Annotated in this window: 28 protein-coding genes; all 28 read left to right on the forward strand. The window is 39.9% G+C overall.

The features are described 5' to 3' along the window. Positions 1–41: 41 nt before the first annotated feature. Positions 42–428 (forward strand): hypothetical protein, encoded by a 387-nt coding sequence (locus DWX91_RS13370; protein WP_118482440.1) that lies wholly within the window; start codon positions 42–44, stop codon positions 426–428. Beyond that, positions 428–844 (forward strand): hypothetical protein, encoded by a 417-nt coding sequence (locus tag DWX91_RS13375; RefSeq protein ID WP_118482441.1) that lies wholly within the window; start codon positions 428–430, stop codon positions 842–844. Before DWX91_RS13370 ends, DWX91_RS13375 begins: the two co-directional genes overlap by 1 nt. Beyond that, the gene (locus DWX91_RS13380) at positions 825–1,343 is read left to right on the forward strand and encodes a hypothetical protein (protein ID WP_118482442.1); all 519 of its coding nucleotides are present in this window, start codon (positions 825–827) and stop codon (positions 1,341–1,343) included. Before DWX91_RS13375 ends, DWX91_RS13380 begins: the two co-directional genes overlap by 20 nt. Further along, on the forward strand, positions 1,343–1,732 hold the full coding sequence (locus DWX91_RS13385) for a hypothetical protein (protein WP_118539197.1): 390 nt from the start codon (positions 1,343–1,345) through the stop codon (positions 1,730–1,732). The genes DWX91_RS13380 and DWX91_RS13385 overlap by 1 nt, the downstream gene beginning before the upstream one ends. A 107-nt stretch (positions 1,733–1,839) precedes the next feature. Further along, complete coding sequence (locus DWX91_RS13390; protein WP_118482444.1) at positions 1,840–2,097, forward strand: phage holin family protein; 258 nt, start codon at positions 1,840–1,842, stop codon at positions 2,095–2,097. Positions 2,098–2,167: 70 nt separating this feature from the next. Continuing rightward, entirely contained in the window at positions 2,168–2,665 is a 498-nt protein-coding gene (locus DWX91_RS13395; protein WP_147353579.1) for a hypothetical protein, read from the forward strand. A gap of 34 nt (positions 2,666–2,699) precedes the next feature. Then, positions 2,700–3,242 carry a hypothetical protein gene (locus tag DWX91_RS13400; protein ID WP_118482446.1) on the forward strand — a complete coding sequence of 181 codons (543 nt, stop codon included), beginning with the start codon at positions 2,700–2,702 and terminating at the stop codon, positions 3,240–3,242. A 62-nt stretch (positions 3,243–3,304) separates the two neighbouring features. Further along, positions 3,305–3,595, forward strand: coding sequence for a hypothetical protein (locus DWX91_RS13405; RefSeq protein WP_118482447.1), 291 nt, complete (start codon positions 3,305–3,307; stop codon positions 3,593–3,595). Positions 3,596–3,669: 74 nt separating this feature from the next. Further along, positions 3,670–5,715, forward strand: coding sequence for a hypothetical protein (locus DWX91_RS13410; protein WP_118539199.1), 2,046 nt, complete (start codon positions 3,670–3,672; stop codon positions 5,713–5,715). 8 nt (positions 5,716–5,723) lie between these two features. Then, the gene (locus DWX91_RS13415) at positions 5,724–7,643 is read left to right on the forward strand and encodes a hypothetical protein (RefSeq protein ID WP_118539201.1); all 1,920 of its coding nucleotides are present in this window, start codon (positions 5,724–5,726) and stop codon (positions 7,641–7,643) included. Further along, entirely contained in the window at positions 7,640–8,767 is a 1,128-nt protein-coding gene (locus DWX91_RS13420; RefSeq protein WP_118539203.1) for a hypothetical protein, read from the forward strand. Before DWX91_RS13415 ends, DWX91_RS13420 begins: the two co-directional genes overlap by 4 nt. A 115-nt stretch (positions 8,768–8,882) precedes the next feature. Next, a complete protein-coding gene (locus DWX91_RS13425; protein WP_243015358.1) occupies positions 8,883–9,065 on the forward strand; it encodes a hypothetical protein in 183 nt (60 codons plus the stop codon). Between the two features lie 272 nt (positions 9,066–9,337). Continuing rightward, a complete protein-coding gene (locus DWX91_RS16700) occupies positions 9,338–10,063 on the forward strand; it encodes an ORF6C domain-containing protein (protein WP_182435086.1) in 726 nt (241 codons plus the stop codon). Positions 10,064–10,137: 74 nt separating this feature from the next. Further along, the gene (locus DWX91_RS13435; protein ID WP_118539205.1) at positions 10,138–10,338 is read left to right on the forward strand and encodes a hypothetical protein; all 201 of its coding nucleotides are present in this window, start codon (positions 10,138–10,140) and stop codon (positions 10,336–10,338) included. A gap of 255 nt (positions 10,339–10,593) precedes the next feature. Then, positions 10,594–11,424: a hypothetical protein gene (locus DWX91_RS13440; protein WP_118539207.1), complete on the forward strand. Its 831-nt coding sequence runs from the start codon at positions 10,594–10,596 to the stop codon at positions 11,422–11,424. Positions 11,425–11,728: 304 nt separating this feature from the next. After that, entirely contained in the window at positions 11,729–12,784 is a 1,056-nt protein-coding gene (locus DWX91_RS13445) for a hypothetical protein (protein ID WP_118539209.1), read from the forward strand. 140 nt (positions 12,785–12,924) lie between these two features. After that, positions 12,925–13,335 (forward strand): DUF6711 family protein, encoded by a 411-nt coding sequence (locus tag DWX91_RS13450; RefSeq protein WP_118482454.1) that lies wholly within the window; start codon positions 12,925–12,927, stop codon positions 13,333–13,335. 11 nt (positions 13,336–13,346) lie between these two features. Then, complete coding sequence (locus tag DWX91_RS13455; RefSeq protein ID WP_118539211.1) at positions 13,347–15,539, forward strand: tail fiber domain-containing protein; 2,193 nt, start codon at positions 13,347–13,349, stop codon at positions 15,537–15,539. Continuing rightward, positions 15,532–16,197, forward strand: a complete 666-nt coding sequence (locus DWX91_RS13460; protein ID WP_118539213.1) for a hypothetical protein — start codon at positions 15,532–15,534, stop codon at positions 16,195–16,197. Before DWX91_RS13455 ends, DWX91_RS13460 begins: the two co-directional genes overlap by 8 nt. An 11-nt stretch (positions 16,198–16,208) precedes the next feature. Further along, entirely contained in the window at positions 16,209–17,753 is a 1,545-nt protein-coding gene (locus DWX91_RS13465) for a tail fiber domain-containing protein (RefSeq protein ID WP_147354409.1), read from the forward strand. Positions 17,754–17,755: 2 nt separating this feature from the next. After that, positions 17,756–17,947 carry a hypothetical protein gene (locus DWX91_RS13470; protein ID WP_118482457.1) on the forward strand — a complete coding sequence of 64 codons (192 nt, stop codon included), beginning with the start codon at positions 17,756–17,758 and terminating at the stop codon, positions 17,945–17,947. Beyond that, positions 17,919–18,737: a hypothetical protein gene (locus DWX91_RS13475; RefSeq protein ID WP_118539217.1), complete on the forward strand. Its 819-nt coding sequence runs from the start codon at positions 17,919–17,921 to the stop codon at positions 18,735–18,737. Before DWX91_RS13470 ends, DWX91_RS13475 begins: the two co-directional genes overlap by 29 nt. Then, positions 18,734–19,408: a hypothetical protein gene (locus DWX91_RS13480; protein ID WP_118539219.1), complete on the forward strand. Its 675-nt coding sequence runs from the start codon at positions 18,734–18,736 to the stop codon at positions 19,406–19,408. Before DWX91_RS13475 ends, DWX91_RS13480 begins: the two co-directional genes overlap by 4 nt. Positions 19,409–19,425: 17 nt before the next feature. Continuing rightward, positions 19,426–20,079 carry a collagen-like protein gene (locus DWX91_RS16445; protein ID WP_147354410.1) on the forward strand — a complete coding sequence of 218 codons (654 nt, stop codon included), beginning with the start codon at positions 19,426–19,428 and terminating at the stop codon, positions 20,077–20,079. A gap of 21 nt (positions 20,080–20,100) precedes the next feature. Further along, positions 20,101–20,286: a hypothetical protein gene (locus DWX91_RS13490; protein ID WP_118539221.1), complete on the forward strand. Its 186-nt coding sequence runs from the start codon at positions 20,101–20,103 to the stop codon at positions 20,284–20,286. A gap of 21 nt (positions 20,287–20,307) precedes the next feature. Next, positions 20,308–20,472 (forward strand): hypothetical protein, encoded by a 165-nt coding sequence (locus DWX91_RS16705; protein WP_182431908.1) that lies wholly within the window; start codon positions 20,308–20,310, stop codon positions 20,470–20,472. Positions 20,473–20,489: 17 nt separating this feature from the next. Then, the gene (locus DWX91_RS13495) at positions 20,490–21,200 is read left to right on the forward strand and encodes a hypothetical protein (protein ID WP_118539223.1); all 711 of its coding nucleotides are present in this window, start codon (positions 20,490–20,492) and stop codon (positions 21,198–21,200) included. A gap of 830 nt (positions 21,201–22,030) precedes the next feature. Beyond that, a complete protein-coding gene (locus tag DWX91_RS13500) occupies positions 22,031–23,053 on the forward strand; it encodes a tyrosine-type recombinase/integrase (protein WP_118539225.1) in 1,023 nt (340 codons plus the stop codon). Positions 23,054–23,294: the final 241 nt, after the last annotated feature.

Consider the following 23,294-nt stretch of genomic DNA (forward strand, 5'->3'; position numbering starts at 1 on the left):
ACATTTTTGTGGCATGGGTCTTTTCTGCTATTGGAGGGGCTATGGACAGATATTTAATGGTAAATAATCATGATTGGAAAGTGAAATTTGTTAGTCCATATAATCCAGAATTGATTGATAGAACGGGAAGTTATACGCTTGGAGTTACTGTTCCATCAGAACATACGATTTACCTTTCAAACGATTTATATGGAAGAGAATTGATTACTGTGTTTATTCATGAAATGACTCATACAGTATTATGGGAATATGATATAATCAGTGATATACATAGATATTCCAAACCAAAATATGTAATTGACATGGAAGAACTGGTGTGCAATATTGTTGCCAATTATGGATATTTAATATTCAAATCGGTTTATGAGAGTCTAGGAGGAAAAGCAATCTTTTATATACCCACGATAATAGAAAGGATGGTTTCGTAGTGAGAAGTAATAATCGAGAACAACAGAAAATTTATTTTTCAATGGTAACTGAAAAATTGAACGGAATAGATACGATAAAAACTTTTTCAAAACCAGAGATTAGGTATATGACAGTATCTTCTACATCTGGGACGCCAGAAGAAATAGCTGCCGGTTTAGTACCTAACTACGATCGATACTTAACACGATGGAAAAACAGATGGGATTCATTTGAGCCACAAGAAGGAATGCTGTTATGGGTAGACAAAGAACCAGAATTAAATGAAGATGGAACTTTAAAAATGGATGAAGAAACATTAGAACCAACAGTATTGCCGGATTACCGTTTAAAAAAATGTATCGGCGCGGAAAAGGGATTGGTTCACAGATACGGAATAGAAAAGATAGGAGCAAATCGTGAAGAAAATCAAGATTAATCTGTCTGTATCAAGCATTCGAAACGCTCAAAAAGAATTGGAACGATATAGACAGGTGTTAAAAAGTAAGAATGTGGAGTTTGTGCAGAAACTAGCGGAAATAGGAATTCCTATTGTCAATGAAAACGTGGATGCAGCACAAGGCGATTCAGATAAAACACACAACACATATATAAAAATTAATTCGTTCCAAGATTATGCGCAGGCAACGCTTGTTTGCGAGGGCTCAGATATCCTGTTTATAGAGTTTGGTGCTGGTGTGCATTACAATACTTCTCCGGGAACCAGCCCTAATCCTAAAGGTGCGGAAATGGGTTATACAATCGGTTCTTACGGAAAAGGAAACGGAAAAAACGATTCATGGTTTTATACAGCTGATACCGGAGAAAGTGTTAGATCCTTCGGTACGGAAGCAACGATGCCAATGTATAAAGCTAGTGTAGAGATTATACAAAAAATACACGAAATTGCCAAGGAAGTGTTTGGAGGTGGAATTTAATGATAACAGTAAAAAATCCTGTTCTTGATGTTTTTGAAAAATGGTTATCAAATATGCAGAGCATAAAGGGCATTACATGCTCTATGCAAAAGAGTGCCATTCCAAACAAATATCCATATTCTACTATCTATATGATGGGTGCACCTGGGAATAAATGGGATTTAGATGGAAATGAATCGGCAATCATTCCGGCATTTCAAGTGGATTCTTATGCTAAAGGGCAAAAGGCATTAAGTAAAGCGTATGAAATTGACAATATCAGTCATCAAGCTATGACGGAAATGGGATTTAGGAGAACATACGGACCAGAACAGATAGAGGGTTCGGACAAGACGGTTGTTCGCGTTGTCAGTCGTTACAATAGGCTTTATTGCGGAGAATCCTTTTAATGTGACTTTTTACAAAACAACAACATAAGTTAAAATAGTATAAGGGAATAAGGGCATTAATGTTAATGCTCTTTTTTCGTGCAATTAAACGGAAAGGAGGTAGGACAATGGATTTTGGAATTGCTAGTGTAGCTGCCATTGTGGCGATTTGCTATTTCATCGGACTTGGTGTTAAGGCATCCGGAATTGACAATAAGTGGATTACTGTTATCGTAGCTGCCATTGGTGGCATATTGGGAATAGTCGGAATGTATGTCATGCCAAACTATCCGGCAACTGATATTCTGAATGCCGTCGCGATCGGAATGGTATCTGGTGCATCGGCAACATGGATTGATCAAACAAAGAAACAGTTTACAAAATAAAAAAAATCCGGTCACTGAAAATGAAGTGATCGCTAACCTCTAACAATTAATGAGGTGGAAAGGAGATTAAATGGCAATAGCAAATATTCCTGGTATTTCTACCCTTAAAATGAGAGCTGGTTATGCCGTAGAAACAACGCCTGGTGTAGCTCCGACTGCGTATACATGGCTGCAAAGATGTAACTCTATCGGAGAGATTTCTTTGAGTACAGAGACAATTGATGCATCTGCCATCGAAGATGAGCAGACAAGAAATGTTGCAGGCAGACAGGATACCGGCGGAGACTGGACAATTTCGTTCAACTTGACAAACGAAACAGAAACGATTTACCAGAAAATGTTGGAAGATGCGGCAGAAGGACTGGCAGCCAACAAGAGAACCTGGTTTACTGTTTGGAGTCCGAATCTTACTAAGGCATTCTTCATTGTTGCTCAGCCGGGCGGTAAAATCCCGATGCCTGCGGTTGATCAGAATGAATTGCTGGTAGCAGAGCTGTCTCTGGCAATCGATGAGTATAAAGGTATGTTGACAGCGATTAAACCGACAACAGATGGAGAAGATGTGTAGATCATAAAATCAAGGATAGGGAGGTATCTTGATTATGTACAAGACATTAACTATTGGTGGTAAGGATTATCATCTTGAATACACTCTGGAGGCTTCTTTGTGTTCCGATTGCATCGATAGATTAATCGAGTTTTTGGGCGGAGTCTCCGGTTCTGCGTATTTGGCTGATGATGCTCTTGCAGAACTCGATCCGGATTCACGAAAAAAAGTGATTAAAGAATCTGTGCAGGGAATTAAAAATGAGATTTCAAAATTGCCTCAGACTGCAATTTTGATGCTTTATGCTGGATTGCAGGAGTATCATGGAATGGATGGAGATGGAACCGTATCCTCCATGCATGACGCCAAGAAAATTGCAAAGCAGTATATCCAAGAGCACTCCGAGGATGGTACTGGAAATTTTTATGATTTATTCACAATTTGCCTTAATCAGATGGCGGAAGATGATTTTTTCGTTCGAACCGGTCTGAACAAGATCATGAGTCAGGCTATGAACACGGAAGAATCGAGCGAACCGAAACCGAATCGGGCGCAGAGACGGGCAACATCCAAAGTCAAAAAACTTTCAGAGAATTAATTCTCAATGAGTTAATCCCATCGGCTTTGGAATGTGGTTTATCCGAAAAAGATGCTTTCCATATGACATTTGGTGCAGTTAAACGGCATATTGATGCATATTGGAAACGTCGCAAAAACGAGTGGGAAAGAACTGAATATCAAGCGTGGCTAATTGGAGCATATACCATGAATGCCATTGCGGCGGCTTTTTCTAAAAAAGCCAAATACCCCAAAAATCCATTGGAGCAAAACAAACCTGTTGATGTTTCAAATCTGAATGAGGAACAATTGGCAGATATGCAGGAGAAATATTTACTTCAATTGGATTTCATGGCGCGAAGCTATAAAAAGAAAGAGGCGGATGAACAGTAATGTTTGTCCGCTTTTTTTATTACCGGTACATGAAATGAAATGTAACTGTTGACCTCAAACAAATGGAGGTAGAAATGGCAGCAGATAATGTTATAGATTCTTTATTATTGGAAATAGCCAGTGATGTAGGGGGAGCGGACGCATCAATTGAGCGAATGTCAAATGCGCTGGAGAAACTGGCATCCAGTGTGAATATGATTGATATTCGTAAGCTGACGAATTTATCATCTACATTTACAAAGTTATCAGGATCCGCAACAGAGCTTCAAAATACTATGAAAGGTATTGATTTGTCTAGTCAAGCGGGTGGAAAAAATACAATAAGTTCCGAGCTTGGAAATCTCAAAGCTACAGTTTCTGAAGTAACGAGTGCAGTAAAAGAGAAAACCAAAGCATTTCAGCAAGAGGGCAGCGTCGTTTCTGCGTCTGTGAAAAATGAAATCACTTCTCTGACGTCGATGGAAAGCACGATTCAGCGAATCACTTCCATGCTCAGTGGAATGTCAGCGCAGGGGGCAAATGCCACCAATGGTATTTCGTCCGCGGCTGGAATGCAGGAGATCGGGCAGACGTCAGCCGGGATCCAGCAATTAGCATCCAATTTGGCAATGCTGAATGGAATCCAGTTTGATGATACTGGAATCAGAAACATCGCGACGGCGATCGGAACGCTTGGCAGAAAGACAGTCACTCAAGCGGCAGCCAATATTCCAGCACTGATTGCACCTATCAAAAATCTGTCCTCAGAATTAAAGGGATTGGATTTTAGTGGGTTTGATGTACAGGGATTGACTGAACTTGCTAATGGAATTTCAAAGCTTGGAACAGTAACGGCTACCAGAGCTGCCAGTGGAAATATTACCAGTCTGGCAAAAGCACTGAAGGAGATGCTGACAACATTGTCAACCGCACCGAAAGTCAGCAAAAATGTGCTTGAAATGACACAGGCGTTGGCAAATTTGGCAAATGCAGGTAATAAGGCTGGAAACAGTTCTCGAAATCTGTCAAAAGGCTTGTTGTCATTGCCAAGTGCATCTAGCAAGGCTAAGAAATCCTTCTCTGGTCTGGCCGGTGCGATTGGAAAATTCTATGCGACTTATTGGATGTTGCTTAGGGCATTACAAGGGTTTAAGAAAGCGATCGATATTTCTTCAGACCTAACAGAGGTTCAGAACGTTGTAGATAACGCATTCGGCGATTACGCAAGCAAGGTTGATGAACTGACTCAGCATTCTATCCAGGACTTCGGCATGTCTGAGTTGACTGCGAAACAAATTTCTGGTCGTTTCCAGGCAATGGGAATGGCGATGGGATTTGCACAAGGTAAGATGTCTGATATGTCCATCGGATTGACTAAGCTAGCAGCGGATATGGCATCTTTTTATAACGTATCTCAGAAAGAAGTTGCGAGAAGTTTACAGGCTGTATTCTCAGGTGAGACAGAACCGTTAAGAAAATACGGCCTAGACTTAACCCAAACGACATTAAAAGAATATGCGTTAAAAAACGGTCTTGATGCTAACATATCTTCGATGACACAAGCACAAAAGACGATGCTACGTTATCAGTATGTCATGGCTAATACGGCCATCGCGCAAGGAGACTTTGCACGTACTAGCGGTACGTGGGCCAATCAGACGCGAATTTTAGTACAGCAATTCCAGCAATTAGGCGGAATTGTCGGTGGCGTTTTAGTTAATGCATTCAAGCCGTTTATTACAGCATTGAATAGTGTCATGAAATCGGTAATTGCTTTTGCAAAAACGGTGGCAAATGCGCTTGGCGCGATCTTCGGCTGGACAATAGAAATTGATGCCGGAGGACTGGCGAATGATTTCGATGCGGCTGGTGCTGGTGCAGAGGATATGGCAGATGGAACCGGTAAAGCTGCTGATAATGCGAAGAAATTGAATCGCTATATTGCTGCATGGCATGAAGTAAACAACATGACATCAGACGATGGTTCCGGATCCGGCGGTAAAGGCGGTGGCGGTGGTGCTGGTGGCGGAAACGCTAATGGTGCAGATGCCAAACTGGTGCGGAGAGATTCTATCTGGAGAAATACAAGAGTGAAATTGATTCTCTGTACGAACTGGGAAAATATATTGGAACCACACTGACAAATGCTATGAACGGAATTGATTGGGATAGCGTTTATCAGAGCGCGGAGAATTTCGGTAAAGGTTTGGCAAATTTTTTGAACGGTCTGATTTCTCCAGATTTGTTCGGGGCATTAGGTCGAACGATTGCCGGAGCGCTGAATACAGCACTGCATTTCCTTGATTCATTCGGAACTACATTTGACTGGAAAAACTTTGGTGCTTCCATAGCGGCAGGCGTAAACCAGTTTTTTTCCACTTTTGATTTTGGATTATTAGGGCATACGATTAGCACGTGGGCGCTTGGCTTATTGACAGCAATTAATGAGGCACTGTCAAAAATCAAATGGGAGATGATCGGTCAGCAGATCGGAAAATTCCTCAATAGTATTGATTATGCCAAAATCCTAGCAAGTGTCGGAAAGGCAATTTGGAACGGAATTAACGCAGCTTTTAACCTTTACAAAGGAACATTTGAAACAGCACCATTACAGACGGCGTTGCTCACATTGGTTGGTGTAACGGCGATGTTGAAAACCGGAAACATTCAGAAATTTGCGAATGCTTTAGGAAATAGTGTTGGAAAAGCGAAACTGTTTATAACGGCTTTAGGAGGTAGTACGGATGCCATTGTGGCGTTAAAAGAAGCAGCGCCGAAAGCTGAAAAAGTTGTGGTTTTGCTTAGAACTGCATTTACTACATTTAGAGATTCCGTACAGAGTGGAAATTGGCTTGGCGCATTACCAACAACATTACAAGCAATTGGAAGTCAATTGTCTACTTTTGCTCAATATGCACTAGGTATTGGAGCCGTCGCCGGAGAATTTTTCACTTTATATAATGCAGCTGAAAATTTGGCAACAGGAACAGGAAATCTGACCACAAACATCATGGCTATTATAACTGCTGCTGGATTGGCAAGTGCTGCGCTTTATACAGCGTTCGGACCAGCCGGATTAGCAGTGGCAGCGATTACAGGTATTGTTTCTTTGTGGAGTGGTTTTCTTAAAGGATTATCGGAAACACCAGAACTCGATGAATGGGTAAACAATTTCGATTCCCGCCAAAAAGACATCAATCAGCGTATCGAGGATCTGAGAGATTCCACGCAAAAGATGAAGGATGATTTTGGAACTGCCGGAGAAGCACAAGCCAAAATGGCAGAAGATATGGCAGATAAGTACGAAGCACTTCATAGCAAGGCTAACCCGACCGCAGAAGACATCTCTTTAATGAAACAGTATAGCAAAGATTTGGTTCAGATGTACCCGGAACTGGAGCAGTACTTTAACGGGGAAACAGGTCTTTTGGAAGTCAACCGTGATGAACTTCAAAAAACCATTGATAAGCAGAAAGAGTTAGCACAAGCTAAAGCTGCTATGAGTTCTTTGGAAGAGTCTTATGAAAAGCAGATTAAGGGCGAAAAAGCAGTTGCGGATGCGGTTGATGCCCAGACAGAAGCCAGGAAGAAACTTTTGGAGTCGCAAAAGAAAATTGATGAATATAAGAAAAAGGCAGAAGCTGGCAGAATTGGTGGAGAGGGTAGTATGACAACCACCTACGATCCGTTCGGTGTAGAATGGAGAAAAATTGACGCTGAATACCAGGCAGCAAATGATGCGTTTAACCAAGCAACGGAAACACTGGGAAATACCAGACAAGCGTTGTCAGATGTTAATGGAGATATCGAATATTTCAGTACCGCCTATCAAAACGCGGCTACAGGAGTAGCAACAAACAATCAAACCATTCAAACTGGTATTGAAGGGCTCAAAACAGAGTTCCAGAATCTTGGTATCACGATTACCGATGATTTCGCCCAGAAAATTGCAACCAGCGACAGTATTTCAGTCACGGCTATTGAGGGGATGTTCTCTAAGATGATGGAGCAGACACAGTTATCAGCGGAAGAACTGAAAACTTTGTTTGGACAGATGCTCCGCAAATGACTGATGAGTTTATCGGAGTTCTTGCCAATAAGTCCCCAGAAGTTCAGTTGAGTGTAACAACACTGTTGGCAAATATTTCTTCTGGTGTACAGGCAACACAGCCACAGCTTGAAAGTTTGTTCAAGAGTTTGGGAATCACACTTCCGTCAGATTTGATTACAAACCTCGCCAGTCAGAATGCCGGAGTTCAAAGCACGGTGATTGGTCTGCTGACGGAGGTAAATAATGGTGTTCAACTGAAACAGCCAGAGTTGATTAATCTGTTTAATGGTCTTGGTCTGGATGTGCCGGATGAATTGATTAAAGCGATTGCAGGCAAGGAATCAGAGACACAAACAACTGCCATTAACCTGTTACAGCAAATTGATAAGGCAGAATCTAGTGAGCGCGGACCGTTGGTTAATAAACTGAAACAATTAGGTCTGGATGTAGATCAGAACCTGATTGAAGGTATTAAAGATGAAGGGCTCAAAGGGCAGTTATCGGATGCATCTAAGGATTTGCCCAGGACTGTTCATGACAGTGCGAATGCGGCTAGTAACGAAAAAGGCAATAGCATGGAAAGCGTCGGAAAGTTCATGCTAGAAGGCTTTCTTAAGGGTCTGAAAAACAATGGATTGCTAGGAAGTATTGGAGCGGCTGCTAGGAATTTAGCATCTATTGTAGTAGGTCAAACAGAAAAAGAAGGTGGAGTTGCATCCCCATCTAAGGTCATGAAAAAAATTGGTGCGTATTTCGTTGAAGGCTTTAACCTCGGAATTACTGACAATGCTGATTCCACATATGATGCGGTAAAAGGATGGGCAAAAGGCATAAACAAGAATTTCGCCTTGCAGACTCCAACGGTAAATTTCGACTTGCCGAAAAAACCGAATCTCAAATCTGCATCTCTTGACATGGATGCTCTCTCCTTGAATATGCAGGGAGAGATGGACGTAAAAATGGCAGAGTACACGTATCAGATGCGGCAGTTGCAAAGCACGATACGTGAACAGAATCAGATTTTGGAAGAAATGAATAGTAAAGGTCTTGTCTTTGATGACAATGCGTTCCAGAGAAAATACAAGAAAGCAGCCACTTCGTATCGGAAACGGACTGGTAAACAGTTAGGCGTGTCGTTCTAGTATCAAAAAGATCCCCTGGGAAAATTTCTGGGGGATTTTTTAATTTAGGGATTGACTGTTGCTAACAACAAGCATATAATTACTATTGTTAGCAACAAAGAAAGGGGGATTGATAATGGTTGCTAAGCAGGGACGCGCTGAATACTTTAAAGAACGCAGAAAAGTTTTCAAACAATTTAATGTTTCTTTAAAAAAAGAAAAAATAGAAGCTTTGGAGAAAAAACTTCAATTGGAAGGAAAAACAAAGGTTAAATGGTTTGAAGAAATCGTTGATAAAGAATTGAGCGAAGAGGAATAAAAAAAATAGAGTAATTACCAGATTGACCGTCCGCAATTACTCTATCCGCCCTTCCATGTGGAAGTGATAATGTAAGTAAATCTTACACTACTTATCTTATCATTTCCAAAGGAAAAATTCAATACTAGATTTAGGAAAGAAAGGTAAGTTAAAATGGATTACAAAGAAAACATTGTAAAAATGCTGGAGAAAATCAATAATCCGCAGGTATTGCGCTACATTCACATTATTGTGAAGGATATTTATGATGATGTGGAGGAGAACAAAGACTGATGGAAGAAATGCAAATTTTCAATAGCGGAGAATTCGGAGACATCCGGACAGTAACTATTGATGGAGAACCGTGGTTTGTCGGCAAGGATGTGGCTAAAGCATTAAAATATAAAGACACTTCTGATGCACTAAAAAAGCACATATCAGAAGATGATAAGCTCACTAGGCGTTTTACCGACTCAGGTCAGAGCAGAGAAATGTATATTATCAATGAATCCGGTTTATACTCATTGATCTTCGGCAGCAAACTGGATTCTGCAAAACGTTTCAAACGCTGGGTAACATCGGAGGTGCTTCCAAGCATCCGTAGAACCGGTTCGTATGGAATTCCGCTGACAATCCCAGAGCAGATTCAGCTTCTTGCGAGAGGAAATGTGGAATTGGAACGAAAGATCGATACGATTCAGTCTGATGTGGAAGCTATCAAAGCGGATCTTCCAATTCTCCCGATCGAGGCGGAGCGGATCACGACAGCGACCAAGAAAAAGGGCGTCGAGGTTTTGGGCGGAATCAATTCCAGCGCGTATAGGAACAAAGGGTTACGACAGAAATTATACAGCAACCTATATTCGAATCTGAAATATAATTTTGGAGTGCGTTCGTATAAGAGCATTAAGCGGAGTCAGTGTGATAAAGCGATCGATATCATCAATTCGTACCAGCCGCCGTATTTTCTGGAAGAAGAGATCCGGAACGCCAATGCTCAACAGGTTATGGCGCTGTAGCCTGGAAACAAACTTCTGCTTCAATTTTCTACTCTGCCGTGGTATACTCAAAAGAAAAACTGGAGGATTGTATCATGGCAAGACAGAAAAACTTTGACACGGAAATTGAGAAGCTGAAAAACCAGATTGAGAAGAAAAAAGCAGAATTAGAGAAATTAAAAGCTGATCTGAAAAAGGCGCAGGAAGAGAAGAGAGACGCGGAGCTTGCATCCCTCTTAGACCTGATGGAAGAGAAAAACTTAAAAATCAGTGATATTCGTTCTCTCATTCAGTAAAAGAATGCCCCGGTCGTTCTTGGCTGGGGCTTAAAAAACAAAACAAGCCTCGGTTTTTACTCCGAGGCTCATTTTGAAAGGATCAAAAAAATGAAAATTTGATTTATTAGGGGTTCTGTTAAATGAACAAGTAAATTATACGGAACTCTAACAGAAAAAGTCAACAAGAATTTTTTTGTTTTTTGTCAATGTTTCCAAATGACGGATTCCATGTCGGATGGTATAATGTAAGAAAAACATGGGGAGGTATATCGGATGAGAAAATTAAAGGCTTTAGCATTAGCAGCAGCTCTTTCATTGAGTATGGCATCAACAGCATTTGCCGGTTCTTGGAAACAGGATGATAAGGGATGGTGGTATCAAGAGGACGATGGTTCCTATCCTACGAATACCTGGAAAGAAATCAAGGGAAAATACTATTACTTCGGAGCTGATGGCTATATGCTGTCGAATGGAGTAGCACCGGATGGACAGCGTGTTGGAGCTGATGGAGCGTTAATCAAGACTCAGAACCGGTCCCATATCACGTATTCGGCGGATTCAGTCACAAAGGATCTGATGATTTCTGACTGGATTTTTGGAAATGATTATACGACATATCATCTGTACGAAATCACCAATAATAGCGCTCTTACTATAGATATTTCCATCAACGAGGTTGGAAAAAATCATGTTGGTTCGACAGTAAGCGCCGATAGCTTAAGTGAATGTGATATTCCGGCAGGTACTACGTTTTTCATGTATAGTATTTGTTCTGATTCGCCAGATGTAGCTGAGTTTGATTCAACAGTAAAAGTAACGCAGACAAAATATTGGCAACCTGTTTTCCAGAACATTTCAACCAATGTTATCAAGAAGAGCAAAAAAGCCATAGTTGCAGCAACGAACAATGGTTCTGTTAAAATTGATTTTCCAGAAGCGATTGCTGTATTTTATAAAAACGGAGAACCGATAGATCTTTATCGTGTCTATATGGGTGCAAGCGCTAGTTTACAGGCTGGAGAATCTTATACAGCTGAAATGTACTCAACATCAGGAACTTATGACGATGTAAAAGTACATATTACTGGACGCGCAGATAAATAATTTCATAGATTAAAACAGCCCTGGTCATTATTGGCCGGGGCTTTCTTTATGTCATGATATACCAAAAGCCCGGAATGCGATCGCCTCACACCCGGACTTTTGATGGAAAAATTATAGGATTGTTATTGATGTCATTATAAGTAATTTGCATTAAAAAGTCAAGTAGAAAAAAATAGGAAATTTTTTACTTGCGCTGGAAATACGAAATTACTTATAATTAGAGAAACACATCATGATTCGTGATATATGGTTCCCGATCTGGGAATCTGATTTTTACCATAATAGAAAAAGAGGAGGAAAATTTATGGGCTTGTTATTAAACGAATATCCATTGTTACTTTCGCCGTCGCTGGCATGTAAGATCGGAGTGAAAGAGGCGTTGATTTTACAGCAGCTACATTATTGGCTGGAGAAAACAGAACATATAATCCGCGGTAAAAAGTGGGTGTATAATTCCATCGAGAATTGGCAGAAAACAAATTTCCCGTTCTATTCAGTGGCAACAGTAAAACGTGCGTTCGAGTCACTGAAAAAGAAAGGGCTTATTCTGGTTGCTAATTTTAACCGGATGAAAAACGACAAGACTCTGTGGTATTCCATAAATTATAAGGCACTGGAAAAATTGGAGAAACCATCGATTCCAACTAAAGCAGAGCAGCCGGTTCAGACCTCTGAAATTGATCGAAAAAAGGAGAAAATGGAGAGATCAATTTGCACCAATGGAAAGGTCAATTTGACCCAACCATTACCAGAGACTACAACAGAGACTAACTTCACTTATACGACGGCCAGAGATTCCTACCGGGATCGCGATAAAGATCTCAATATAGGGGAAACGTATACTTTGACACAAAAAGATGTCAAAAAGAGAAAGTATACTACTCAATTTCAGAGTAGCAGAGAAACTAATTATATTTCCAATAGGGGCGTGACGGGGCAGTGTACTTGTCCTCATACAAAATACACCAACGAACAGCTCCGGGCATACATCTCGGAAAAGATTCCATACTTCATGATTGGAAAGACAGACAATGATAACCGGAAGAAAGAGCTTGTCAAGATTATCTTGTATTTTTACGACAAGTACCAGCAGTATGTTGGAATTCCTCATAGAATCCTTAGTGACAAAGCGTACAAGCAGATCATCAACCAGTACCTTAACCCTACTGGAAGATTGTTGCAGTACAATGTTTATGACTTGGAAATGTACAAAGAGATGATTGATAGATACTTCAAGACAAAATTTGGTTCTAAGACCAGGACGCGCGGACCGCGAATCCGGATCAATTGGGAACTGTCCCATTTTATGTCTGGAAACATTAGAGAGTATATCTTTATGCATATTACACACATTGTCTAGTTACTGTATGTGAGTTTTTAAGACTTATAAAACCATGATATGATTGTATCATGCAGAATAAGGTTTATCCGTCTGCTTTGGAAACCGACCAGCGAATATGTGTTGGCCGCTAACCTCGAATATTTATGGAGGTAGATTTTATGCATGGATTTGAGGGATGGTTGCTGAAAGTGAATGGCGTGGAATTTCCCAACAAATATATCCATGCCGGTTCTTATAAGTGTACGCCAGATCAAGAGACAGACCTAGACGATTATACCGATAATGACGGAGTTTTCCACAGGAATGTACTTCCGGCGAAAGCAACCAAGATAGAATTTGACATTAAACCTGTACGACTGGCTGATATGGCAGTAATTAAATCCATTCTTCCAGCGGATAGGCAGAAGATGACAGTAGAATACTGGAATGACTGGACAATGAGCTATTGTACTGGGGAAATGTATATGCCAGACATTGAGTTTGAGCCTTATATGGTATATCGTGAGAGAAACGATATTCTGTACAATCCTACCAGAGTTGCGTTTATTGAGTACGGCGCGGCAAGATAGGGGGTGTAGATATGCTTGATATGCCAGAAAAAATCAAAGACCTATATCGTTCCGGGAATACCAGTGTAGAAACGCAAAAAAAATTTAAACTAACGTTTTATGATGAGACTGCTGATACATTGTACCCTTATGAGACGTTATTTCCGGAAGATACACTATTTCCGGCTGAGAATGGCATTCCCTGGGTAACAATTGAAAACAATCGGATCGAGAGTGAGTCGTTGACTATCACAGAAGCTCTTTGTGATTCGGATGAATTGGAATTTGGCGCTTGTGAAGCATCCAGCATGGAAATTGTGGTTGCAGATGTTATCGAGGATCTGACTGGACGGACTTTTACCCTGAGCGTAGAATGCGGCGGATATGAAATGATTCTTGGTGTATATACCGTAGAATCATACACAAGACAATCCGATCGCAGGAAACGGAAGATTACAGCGTATGACAATATGCGCTTATTCGATGTGGATGTGGCTCTATGGTACAATGAACTGACGTTCCCAATGACATTGTTTGAATTTCGAAATTCCTTATGTGAGTACATTGGAATTAGTCAGATTCAGATTTCGCTACCATTTGATTCGTTAAAAATTGAAAAGACCATTGAACCGGAACAAATCTCTGGGCTAGAAGTATTAAAGGCAGTTTGCCAGTTGAATGGATGCTTTGGGCATATGGATAGAACCGGAGCCTTGAAGTATATTCAGTTGCAACAAACTGGATTGTATCCGTCAGAATCTCTTTATCCAGAGGATGAATTGTATCCATCGGAAAAAGGTAGTGATGATCGAGCAGTTGAACATATCAACTACTACAAACAGCCATTGGAGTATGAAGATTACATGATCGATGGCATCACAGGGTTGACGATTCGACAGGAAGAAGGCGATATTGGTTCCAGCGTAGGAACAAGTGATTCTGTTTATACCATCGAAGGGAATTTTTTGGTATACGGGAAAAGCGCTGCGGAAATGATAAACATCGCTCAAACACTATTACCATATATTTCTGGGAGAACGTATCGCCCGGCAAATATCGAGTGTTATGCGATGCCCTGGATTGAGGTAGGAGACTATCTTCAAGCTGTCACTCAAACTGACATCATAGAAACATTTTGCATGAAACGAACCATGAGTGGATGCCAAGCTATGATGGACACATACGAGGCAACAGGAGATCAGACCAGAGAAGAAGTATTTGGAGTCAATAAGCAGATTATCCAGCTCCTTGGTAAGACAGCAGTTATTACGCGAAATATCGAAGAGGTTTCTGCGAAAGTAACGGATTTAGGAGAGAAAACAGAAGCACAATTTAAAGTTACCGCGGATCAGATATCCGCAGAAGTGACAAGAGCGACAGAGTCAGAAAATAAACTTTCATCGCAAATTACGTTGACAGCAGAATCTTTAAAAACACAAGTCGCCGATTCTGCAAATCAGATGCAGTCACAAATTACACAGAATGCGGATGCAATCAAGCTAAAAGTTAGCAAGGGAAGTGTTTCTTCGGAAATTTCCGTGGAAAGTGGCGGAGTTAATATCCAAGGCAATCGCTTTTCTTGGAATTCCACATATTCCAACATGACTTCGGATGGCACTTTGACTTGCCAGAATATCAAAGCTACGAACGGAACTTTTTCTGGAACCATCACAGGTTCAACGATTAGTGGTGGAACGATTACCGGCGCAACGATTACTGGTAATACGATAAGCGGTGGCACTGTATCTGGTGCAACAATTAAAGGTTCCACGATCACTGGTTCCGATATAAAAGCTAGTAAAGTAACGGCCACAGGAGAGTTGAACCTTGGTGTATTAAGTGTAAAATCCATAGAGGAATGCACGTATGTTAATGCAACCAGAGGGGAATTCAGTTATTTGCAATGTTCGAAGTTTACGTATTATTCTGACAGACGTTTAAAGAAGAATATACGGGATATTCCGCCAGAAATAGCAATGAAAGTGGTTGACGCGTTAAGACCAGTGAAATATCAGTTCAAATCGTCCGGAGATGAAGCAATCGGACTGATTGCACAGGAGGTTGAAACAGTTTTGATGGAAAATAACCTTGACTGGCCGTTGTACGATGTTGATCCAAAAACAGGTTATTATGGAATCCCATATATGCATTTTATTGGAATTTTGATTGCCTGCTTTCAGTATTTGGATAGCAGATTGAAAAGACTGGAGGGAAACGATGATTAATATATCTGATGAATTCAAAAAAGTATTAGTCAGCGACAATGTTACTCCATCTGATGCAAGAAAATTTAAGCTATCTTTTTACAGCAAAGGGTATGATTCATTATTTCCGGCAGAGACATTATTCCCAGAAGATAGTTTGTTCCCGTCCGAACAGAATGAAGTATGGGTGCTTATTGAAAACGATCGTATTGAAAGTGAGAGTTTGACAATCATTGAGTCATTGTGTGATAACAGTAATCTGGAATTTGGCTCATGCTCCTCTGCATTATTGGAAATTGTGGTGGCAGATGTCATTGAAGATTTAACTGGAAAAGAATTTTTTCTGACAGAAGAAGTGGGGGAATATCAGATTCCATTAGGGTATTATACCGTAGAGTCATATGTGAGGCAGTCAGACAGGCGAAAGAGAAAAATCACAGCATACAATCGAATGCGGCTTTTCAATACGGATGTATCAAGCTGGTACAATGGCTTAACATTTCCGATAAGCATTCGTGAGATGCGAGATTCTTTGTGTGAATATATTGGAGTAAGGCAGATTCAAACGGATCTGCTTTTTGATTCCCTAAAAGTTGAAAAGACAATCAACCCAGTTGAAATTTCTGGCATGGAAATATTAAAAGCCATCTGCCAGATCAACGTATCCTTTGGTACATAGATAAGAATGGATTGCTTAAATACATTCAGATTCAACAGACGGGATTATATCCATCTGAAACATTATATCCAGATGACAATGAACTTTACCCGTCTGAATTGGGAAGTGATGGCAGAAGTGTGCAGCAGATTATGTCCTTCAAATCTTTGGAATATGAAGATAAGATGATTGAAGGATATACTGGATTACAGATTTTTCAACAGAACGGAGAGATTGGCGCTAGTGTAGGAGATGCGGGAAATCTCTATACAATTTCTGGGAACTTCTTACTTTATGGCAAAACTGTTGTTGAGCTGCTTAATATAGCACAGTCAATATTCCCATATGTCTATGGCAGAACATACAGACCATGCACATTGGAATGCCGAGCAATGCCCTGGATAGAACCCGGAGATGCGCTACGGATTATAACTCGCGATGATGTGATTGAAACTTTGTGCATGAAACGAACCATGAGCGGATGTCAAGCTATGATGGATTCCATAGAATCATCAGCTGATGAAAGTGAAAATGCAACCAATGATTTATACAATCCAATAAAAGAAGTTGATGGAAAGTCATATCTATTGATGGAGCAAGCGGACAAAATTGTTCTTTCGATGGATGATTTGAGCAAAGATATATCATCTAAATTTGAGATAACAAATCGGAATATATCGGCTGAAGTCAAAAGAGCTACTGATGCGGAGGGAGAGATATCTAACAACATAACGCAGACTGAATCGGAGATCACAACCGTTTTGACAAAAAGTAATGAAAATTTGCAGAGTCAAATCAGCCAGAATGCAAAGAATATTTCGTTGCTAGTTAGTCAAGGCGGATTGTCAGCAGCAATTTCTCAAGAATCGGGGCAAATTTCCATCACAGGAAACCGATTTACATGGAAAGCTACCAAGTCTAGCATGACAGCTGACGGCACATTGAATTGTAATGGGATTGTGGCTAGTAGTGGTAATTTCAGCGGTACAATAACAGGTACGAATATATCTGGTTCCACATTAACTGGTATTGAGATAAAAGGTAATTTTATTACGGCAAATGAAATATCAGCATCCACAATAGATGGTACAAATTTTGAATTGGGAAGTTTGGATGTAGTACAGTTGAAAACAGATGATGAAATTGGCGCTGATGACAGTGCTCAAGTCAACATTCAAAATATTGCCGCTGGAATCATTCTTTGCAAAGGTGATGATCCATCTCAGATTGACTGGGTTATTGCAAAAAAATATTCGGGTCCGATCCCCAAAGAGGACTCGGATTCGCGTCTAAAACGGAATATAACAAGTTTGGCTACACAGGAATCAGAAGAATTTCTAAATTCTTTGACGCCTGTTTTTTTTGAGTATAAGAGAAACGGAATCAGCAGTGCTGGACTAATTGCACAGGACGTGGCAGAGAATGTTCTATCAGAAGAATATGGAAATGCATTGTATCAGTTTGGAAAAGATGATCATCTCGTTATCGATTACAACAACTATATTGGAATTTTAATTTCCGGTGTTCAAAACATGAGTCGCAGACTTAATAGCTTAATGAAGCAGAAAGGCAAATAGCATTGAAAACATTAACGTATGATTATAAAAAAATGCAAAGAGCAGTACAGCTATTGAATACTATATCAATTTGTGGAATAGCACAGGCACGTATCATTGCGGAAATCGCTGATATTTTGGATTCTGGAACTATTGGAGAGATTTTAGAAAAGGGGGAGAATCAAAATGTCGTACACGACAAAAAAGTACAATAGAATCAACTGGAAGAACCGACCATCTACAGCAACTGCCCTTGGAGCAACCAATCTGAATCACATGGATGTGTTCTTGAATGAGGTAGATGACGCGTTGGTGACAATGGATGCAGAAAAATTGAATGTATCTGTTGGAAATTCTATGTTGAAAAGTGTTGAATATGACCAAAAAACAGGTGTTTGGACTTTTCGGCAGTTAGACGGAACAACCCAGACATTCGATCAGAACATTGAAAAAATTCCTGTGTCATTTTCGCTAAGTGAAGCTGGAATTTTAACTATGACGACAGATGATGGGACAAAATGGGAATGTAATATAGCGGAACTTATAAAAGCATATAGCTTTGACGATACAGACACAATCGCATTTAATAAGAGCTTTTCGAACGATGAATATCATGTTACTGCCGATGTTAAAGCAGGAAGTATCAACGAAAATCATCTTAATCCGGATTATCGAGCTGATATACTGAACTATCGAAATACCGCGCAAACAGCTGCAAATGATGCATTGACGTATTCTAAGGATGCTAAGCGTTGGGCTGTGGGAGATGCGTCTTATGAAGGTAGCAGTACCGATAATGCCAAGTATTACAAGGAGCAGGCTGAATCAGCAAAGACGGCGGCGGAGAAAGCCAGAGACGATGTATTGGCATCTGGCGGTGCTGTGGTTGCAACTACATCCAAAAATGGTATTAGCAAACCAGATGGGACCAGTATAACGATTGATGCAGCGGGAACACTTTCAGCTACAGACTTTGTTGTTAATGGGGGGAATATATCCGAATGATTTATGCGAATTTTGGTTCTAATACGGTTGGTTCTTTTTATGAACTGGATCAGTGGGCATATAACCAAACTGTGACTGTTTTATATAAAGATCCAATACCTGATGGCACAGGAGTTCAAATATTTCAACAGAATAAGTTGTACAATACTTCAATTATAAATTCTTCTTTTTCGATACCGGATAAAATGCTCCAAATAAACGCTCAAATCAAAGTGATTGTTTATTTGAACGAAGATAAGGGAATAATATTAACGGGATATTTTCCAATAAAAGAGCGAAACAAACCAGAAGACTATATTGAGCCATCTGATTATGACGGATATAAAAGATTACTTCCATTGGGAGGAAGTATCAATCAAGTTCCGGTTCGAATTGATGATGCCATAAATGGAGTTGAATGGGGGTACCGGGCAGATAATCTGCAATTGAATGACAAGGTATTGACTTTGTTGTCAGGAGAAGTGGAATTGTCCAGAGTGAGATTGCCGGTTGGTACGTCTGGCAGAGAAATTGAATTAAAAAATAATGGGGTGGAAATTCAATGGAGGTATACCGATAGTAATGACTGGATAAAATTAATAGATCTGGAATCAATTAGAGGTCCCGCGGGAGAAACACCGGAATTTGAGATAAGAGAAGGACATTTATATGCAATTTACCAAAATGATTGATAAGGAGGATGGTTGTAATGGCAAGAGAAGTTGATTTAGGAAATATCATTGGTCCGCAAGGTCCACAAGGAAAGCAGGGAGAAACTGGTCCAACAGGGCCGCAAGGCCCAAAGGGAGATCAAGGAAAATCAGCTTATGAAGTTTGGCTATCGCAAAGTGGAAATTCTGGAAAGACAGAAGCACAATATATAGCATCCTTAAAAGGAGCTAAAGGCGATAAAGGAGATCGAGGTGAAAAGGGTGATACCGGTTCTGCGGGCGCAACAGGTCCTCAAGGTCCTCAAGGACAACAAGGGATACAAGGACCACAGGGACCAGCGGGAGAACCTTTTACGATTGCCAAGGTATATAAATCCATATCATTAATGAACAGCGGATACTCATCCGATGGAGTAAAAGTAGGTCAATTTGTTATGATTGATACTGGGGATGTCAATCATGTTGACAACTCAAAATTGTATAGAAAAGGTTCATCTGCTTATGAATTCGTTACCGATCTTTCTGGTGCAACTGGTTTGACTGGTCCTCAAGGTCCAAAGGGAGAACAAGGTATACAGGGGCCTATAGGACCACAAGGAGAAACGGGGGCACAGGGTCCCAAAGGAGACACAGGAGAAGTCCCAACGTTTAAAATCAGCAATGGTCATTTATATGCGGTGTATACATCGTAACTTTTTAAGGAGGATGTATATATGGCAAGAGAGGTTGACTTGGGGTCTGTTGTAGGCCCCAAAGGAGATAAAGGAAATTCTCCTTTTGCCTTATCAGTAGATGAGGACACTGGAATTTTATATCTGTATTATGAAGAAGGGGATCACATTCCAGAGTTTGAGTTAGATGAATCAACGGGAGATCTCTATGTAATAATTTCGGAGTAAATATGGAGGTGATTATGCGTAATGCCTAAAATCAAAATTGGAAATGTTCGTCCCCCACTCGCCAACAATACCACCACAACAACCGCAGGGAAATATGCGTTAGATGCAGTACAAGGAAAACTTCTAAACGAAAAAATTGAAGAGGCAAAATTAATGGTTGTTGATGGAGCAGATATATCAGATTAAGAATAGGAGGAGATATAATGGCAACATACCCAACAGGATGGTTAAGACTTCCGACAGATGCAAAAGATTTTAAAGAACGATTCGCCTGGTCTCATGTCAAGGCGATTTTTTATGATAAAGCGAAAAATATATTGCTCAAAGATAAACTGGATGCTATGGATAAATTGATTTCGGATCATGCTGATGCGATTGCCAATAAGCTCATGACCAATGATGCTTTTAACACGGCGATTGCTGATTATGTGACAAAATCTATGATGAGTGGTGTGCAAGTTAATGATGGAGACCATGTGCCGACTTCAGCATTGGCGTATGCGATGCAACAGGCGATCACTGCGAATGCGAATGCGATTACTAAGTTAAATAGTGAGGCTTTTTTTGTTCCTGTATCCTATTTCAGAGACAAAATAAATAAAACCTATTCAAGAATAGAAGTTTTCATCTTCGGAAAACTTGTAGTGATAAGGGTTAACGTACTTGTTGATGATTTTGATAAATATTACGGTGAAGCAACGGATGACTTAAGAAATATCCCAGCTTTGGCACATTTAAGCGATACTCTTGAAGTTCGAACACCCGGAAGCGTTAGAACAAATGACAACGTTACCACCTTGAAACAATATGGAACCATCCTAATAAGTGGTGGAAAAATATTCGCCGATATGCCTGAAAAGACAATTTCATCAGGATATATAAGTGGTCAAATCATCACATATTTATTACAGTAAATAGTGAGGCTTCCACTCATCTAAAAGAAAGTGGTAGCGAAAATAGCTTTTGCGCTGCTTTTCAATCGAGATATCAATATCACACTAATGCTAATTACATGTTGGCGAGTGGAATCTACAAAACAGGCAAAACGGGTTTAAATCTTCCGTTTGAGGGCTATTGGATCATAATAACCTTTAACACATCCAACAACCTTGGAAATAGTTCGACCGCTTGGATCACGCAATTTGCCATTTCAACCGATTCGAGTGACAAAGCTATTTATTTTCGAAGAAACATAAACTACACCCCGACCACTTGGGAATCCTGGAATAAACTTGTAGCAAGTTAAATAGTGATTTTTTTAATAGGATTGATGCCACAAAAATATCTTTATTAACACAGCCGAGTGGAACAACAATACGGCAAAAAATTGAAAACTGCCAAAAAGGTACATTGTACTCATGGGCACATAATTCTAGCGAATTATATAATCCCACTGGGAAAAACGGTACATGGAGTTTCTTAATTGCAAGAGCCGACAAAGAAATGTATACTATTTGCCTTGCTTGTGAAGGCGGCAGTAAACTCTACATATATTCATATAACGCAAATGCTTGGTATGGAATGGATGGCACTATTGTACGGCATTTTAACTAAGCAAAATAACAATTTTACAAAGTAAAAAATCTTGCAAATGCTCTAAAATAAGGTAAAATAAAAGAGACATCGGCTTTGCTTGGCGGCTACCGATGCCTCAAATATCATAGATGCACCCACAGGGGGAGATCTGTCTTTATTATACAACAAGAGTCTCCTGCGTGCAATATAAAAAACAGGAGGTATCTTTATGTTAGAGAAGATCATTACCAATGTACTCCAAGCTATGAGTCACAGTTTGGAGAAAGAGCAACTAGAACAGTTGCAAAATGTTTTGTACATTAATTTCCACGGGAAAAAGATAGTGGAAGATAAGTGCGAAATAATCCCATTAGGAGCAGACAGTGACGTAAGAAAAATGCAGCTATTCAGAGCCAGTAAATTGGTTTCTGGGCGGCAGGAGAGTACATTGAAACAATATCTAAGAGAGATTATGACATGTAGAAATACCATCAATAAAAGTTTTGAAGATATCACAACAATGGATTTACGATGGTACTTTGGAGTTCTAAGAGAACGTGACAAGATTTCCATGCGTACATTGCAGGGGCGCAGAAGATATCTAAACTCATTTTGGACATTTTTGGAGCAGGAAGGTTTAGTAAAAAGCAATCCAGTGGAAAGAATAGAGGCATTCAAACTTGAAAACAAGTTGAAAAAGGCTTTTTCCGGGAAAGAAATGACAGATTTGCGTGCAGCGTGTAAAGACGTTAGAGAGACAGCTATTGTCGAATTTTTATATGCAACTGGATTACGCGTATCAGAATTGTGTAGTCTTAATGTGAAAGATATTGATATGCAGAAACAGGAGTTCCGTGTTATCGGGAAAGGCAGAAAAGAAAGAATTGTGTATATCCATGATAATGCGTTAAGATGGATTGAAAAATATTACTTATGGAGAATGGAAAAAGAAGATTTGACGTTATCGCAGCTAGGAGAGAAACCGTTGTTTGTGACAGCAAAAAAGCCATTCCAACGCCTTACTGTAGCGGGCGTGCAGTATCTATTAAAACAAATAGGCAAGAGAGCCAATGTAGAAAATGTACATCCACATAGATTTAGAAGAACATTTGCTACTGATCTTTTGAATCGAGGAATGAGAATAGAAGAGGTAATGGTTTTAATGGGACATAGTAAAGTTGAGACTACATTGATATATTGCAATATTCGGCAAGATAACATACGGGAATCATACAGACGATATGCTGCATAAGCGAAATTGAGATATATGTTTTTTAGCCAGCTGAAAAGGTGGTTTGTTTTGTGTACAAAAATATAGTAAACTCAGTTATTGAGCAAATAATTATGGTATGAGAGTAATGAATAGGCTTAAAAATGATTTGTAAAATTGTTATTTAATAATAGATGAGAATATTTAAACTTAAGACCATGTAAGAGTATCCATATTTAAATAAAACATCTTTCCATAACATAACCCACATACTATCCAATCA

Origin of the sequence: Clostridium sp. AF22-10 (assembly GCF_003478725.1) — a bacterium.
Classification (GTDB): Bacteria; Bacillota; Clostridia; order Lachnospirales; family Lachnospiraceae; genus Otoolea; species Otoolea fessa.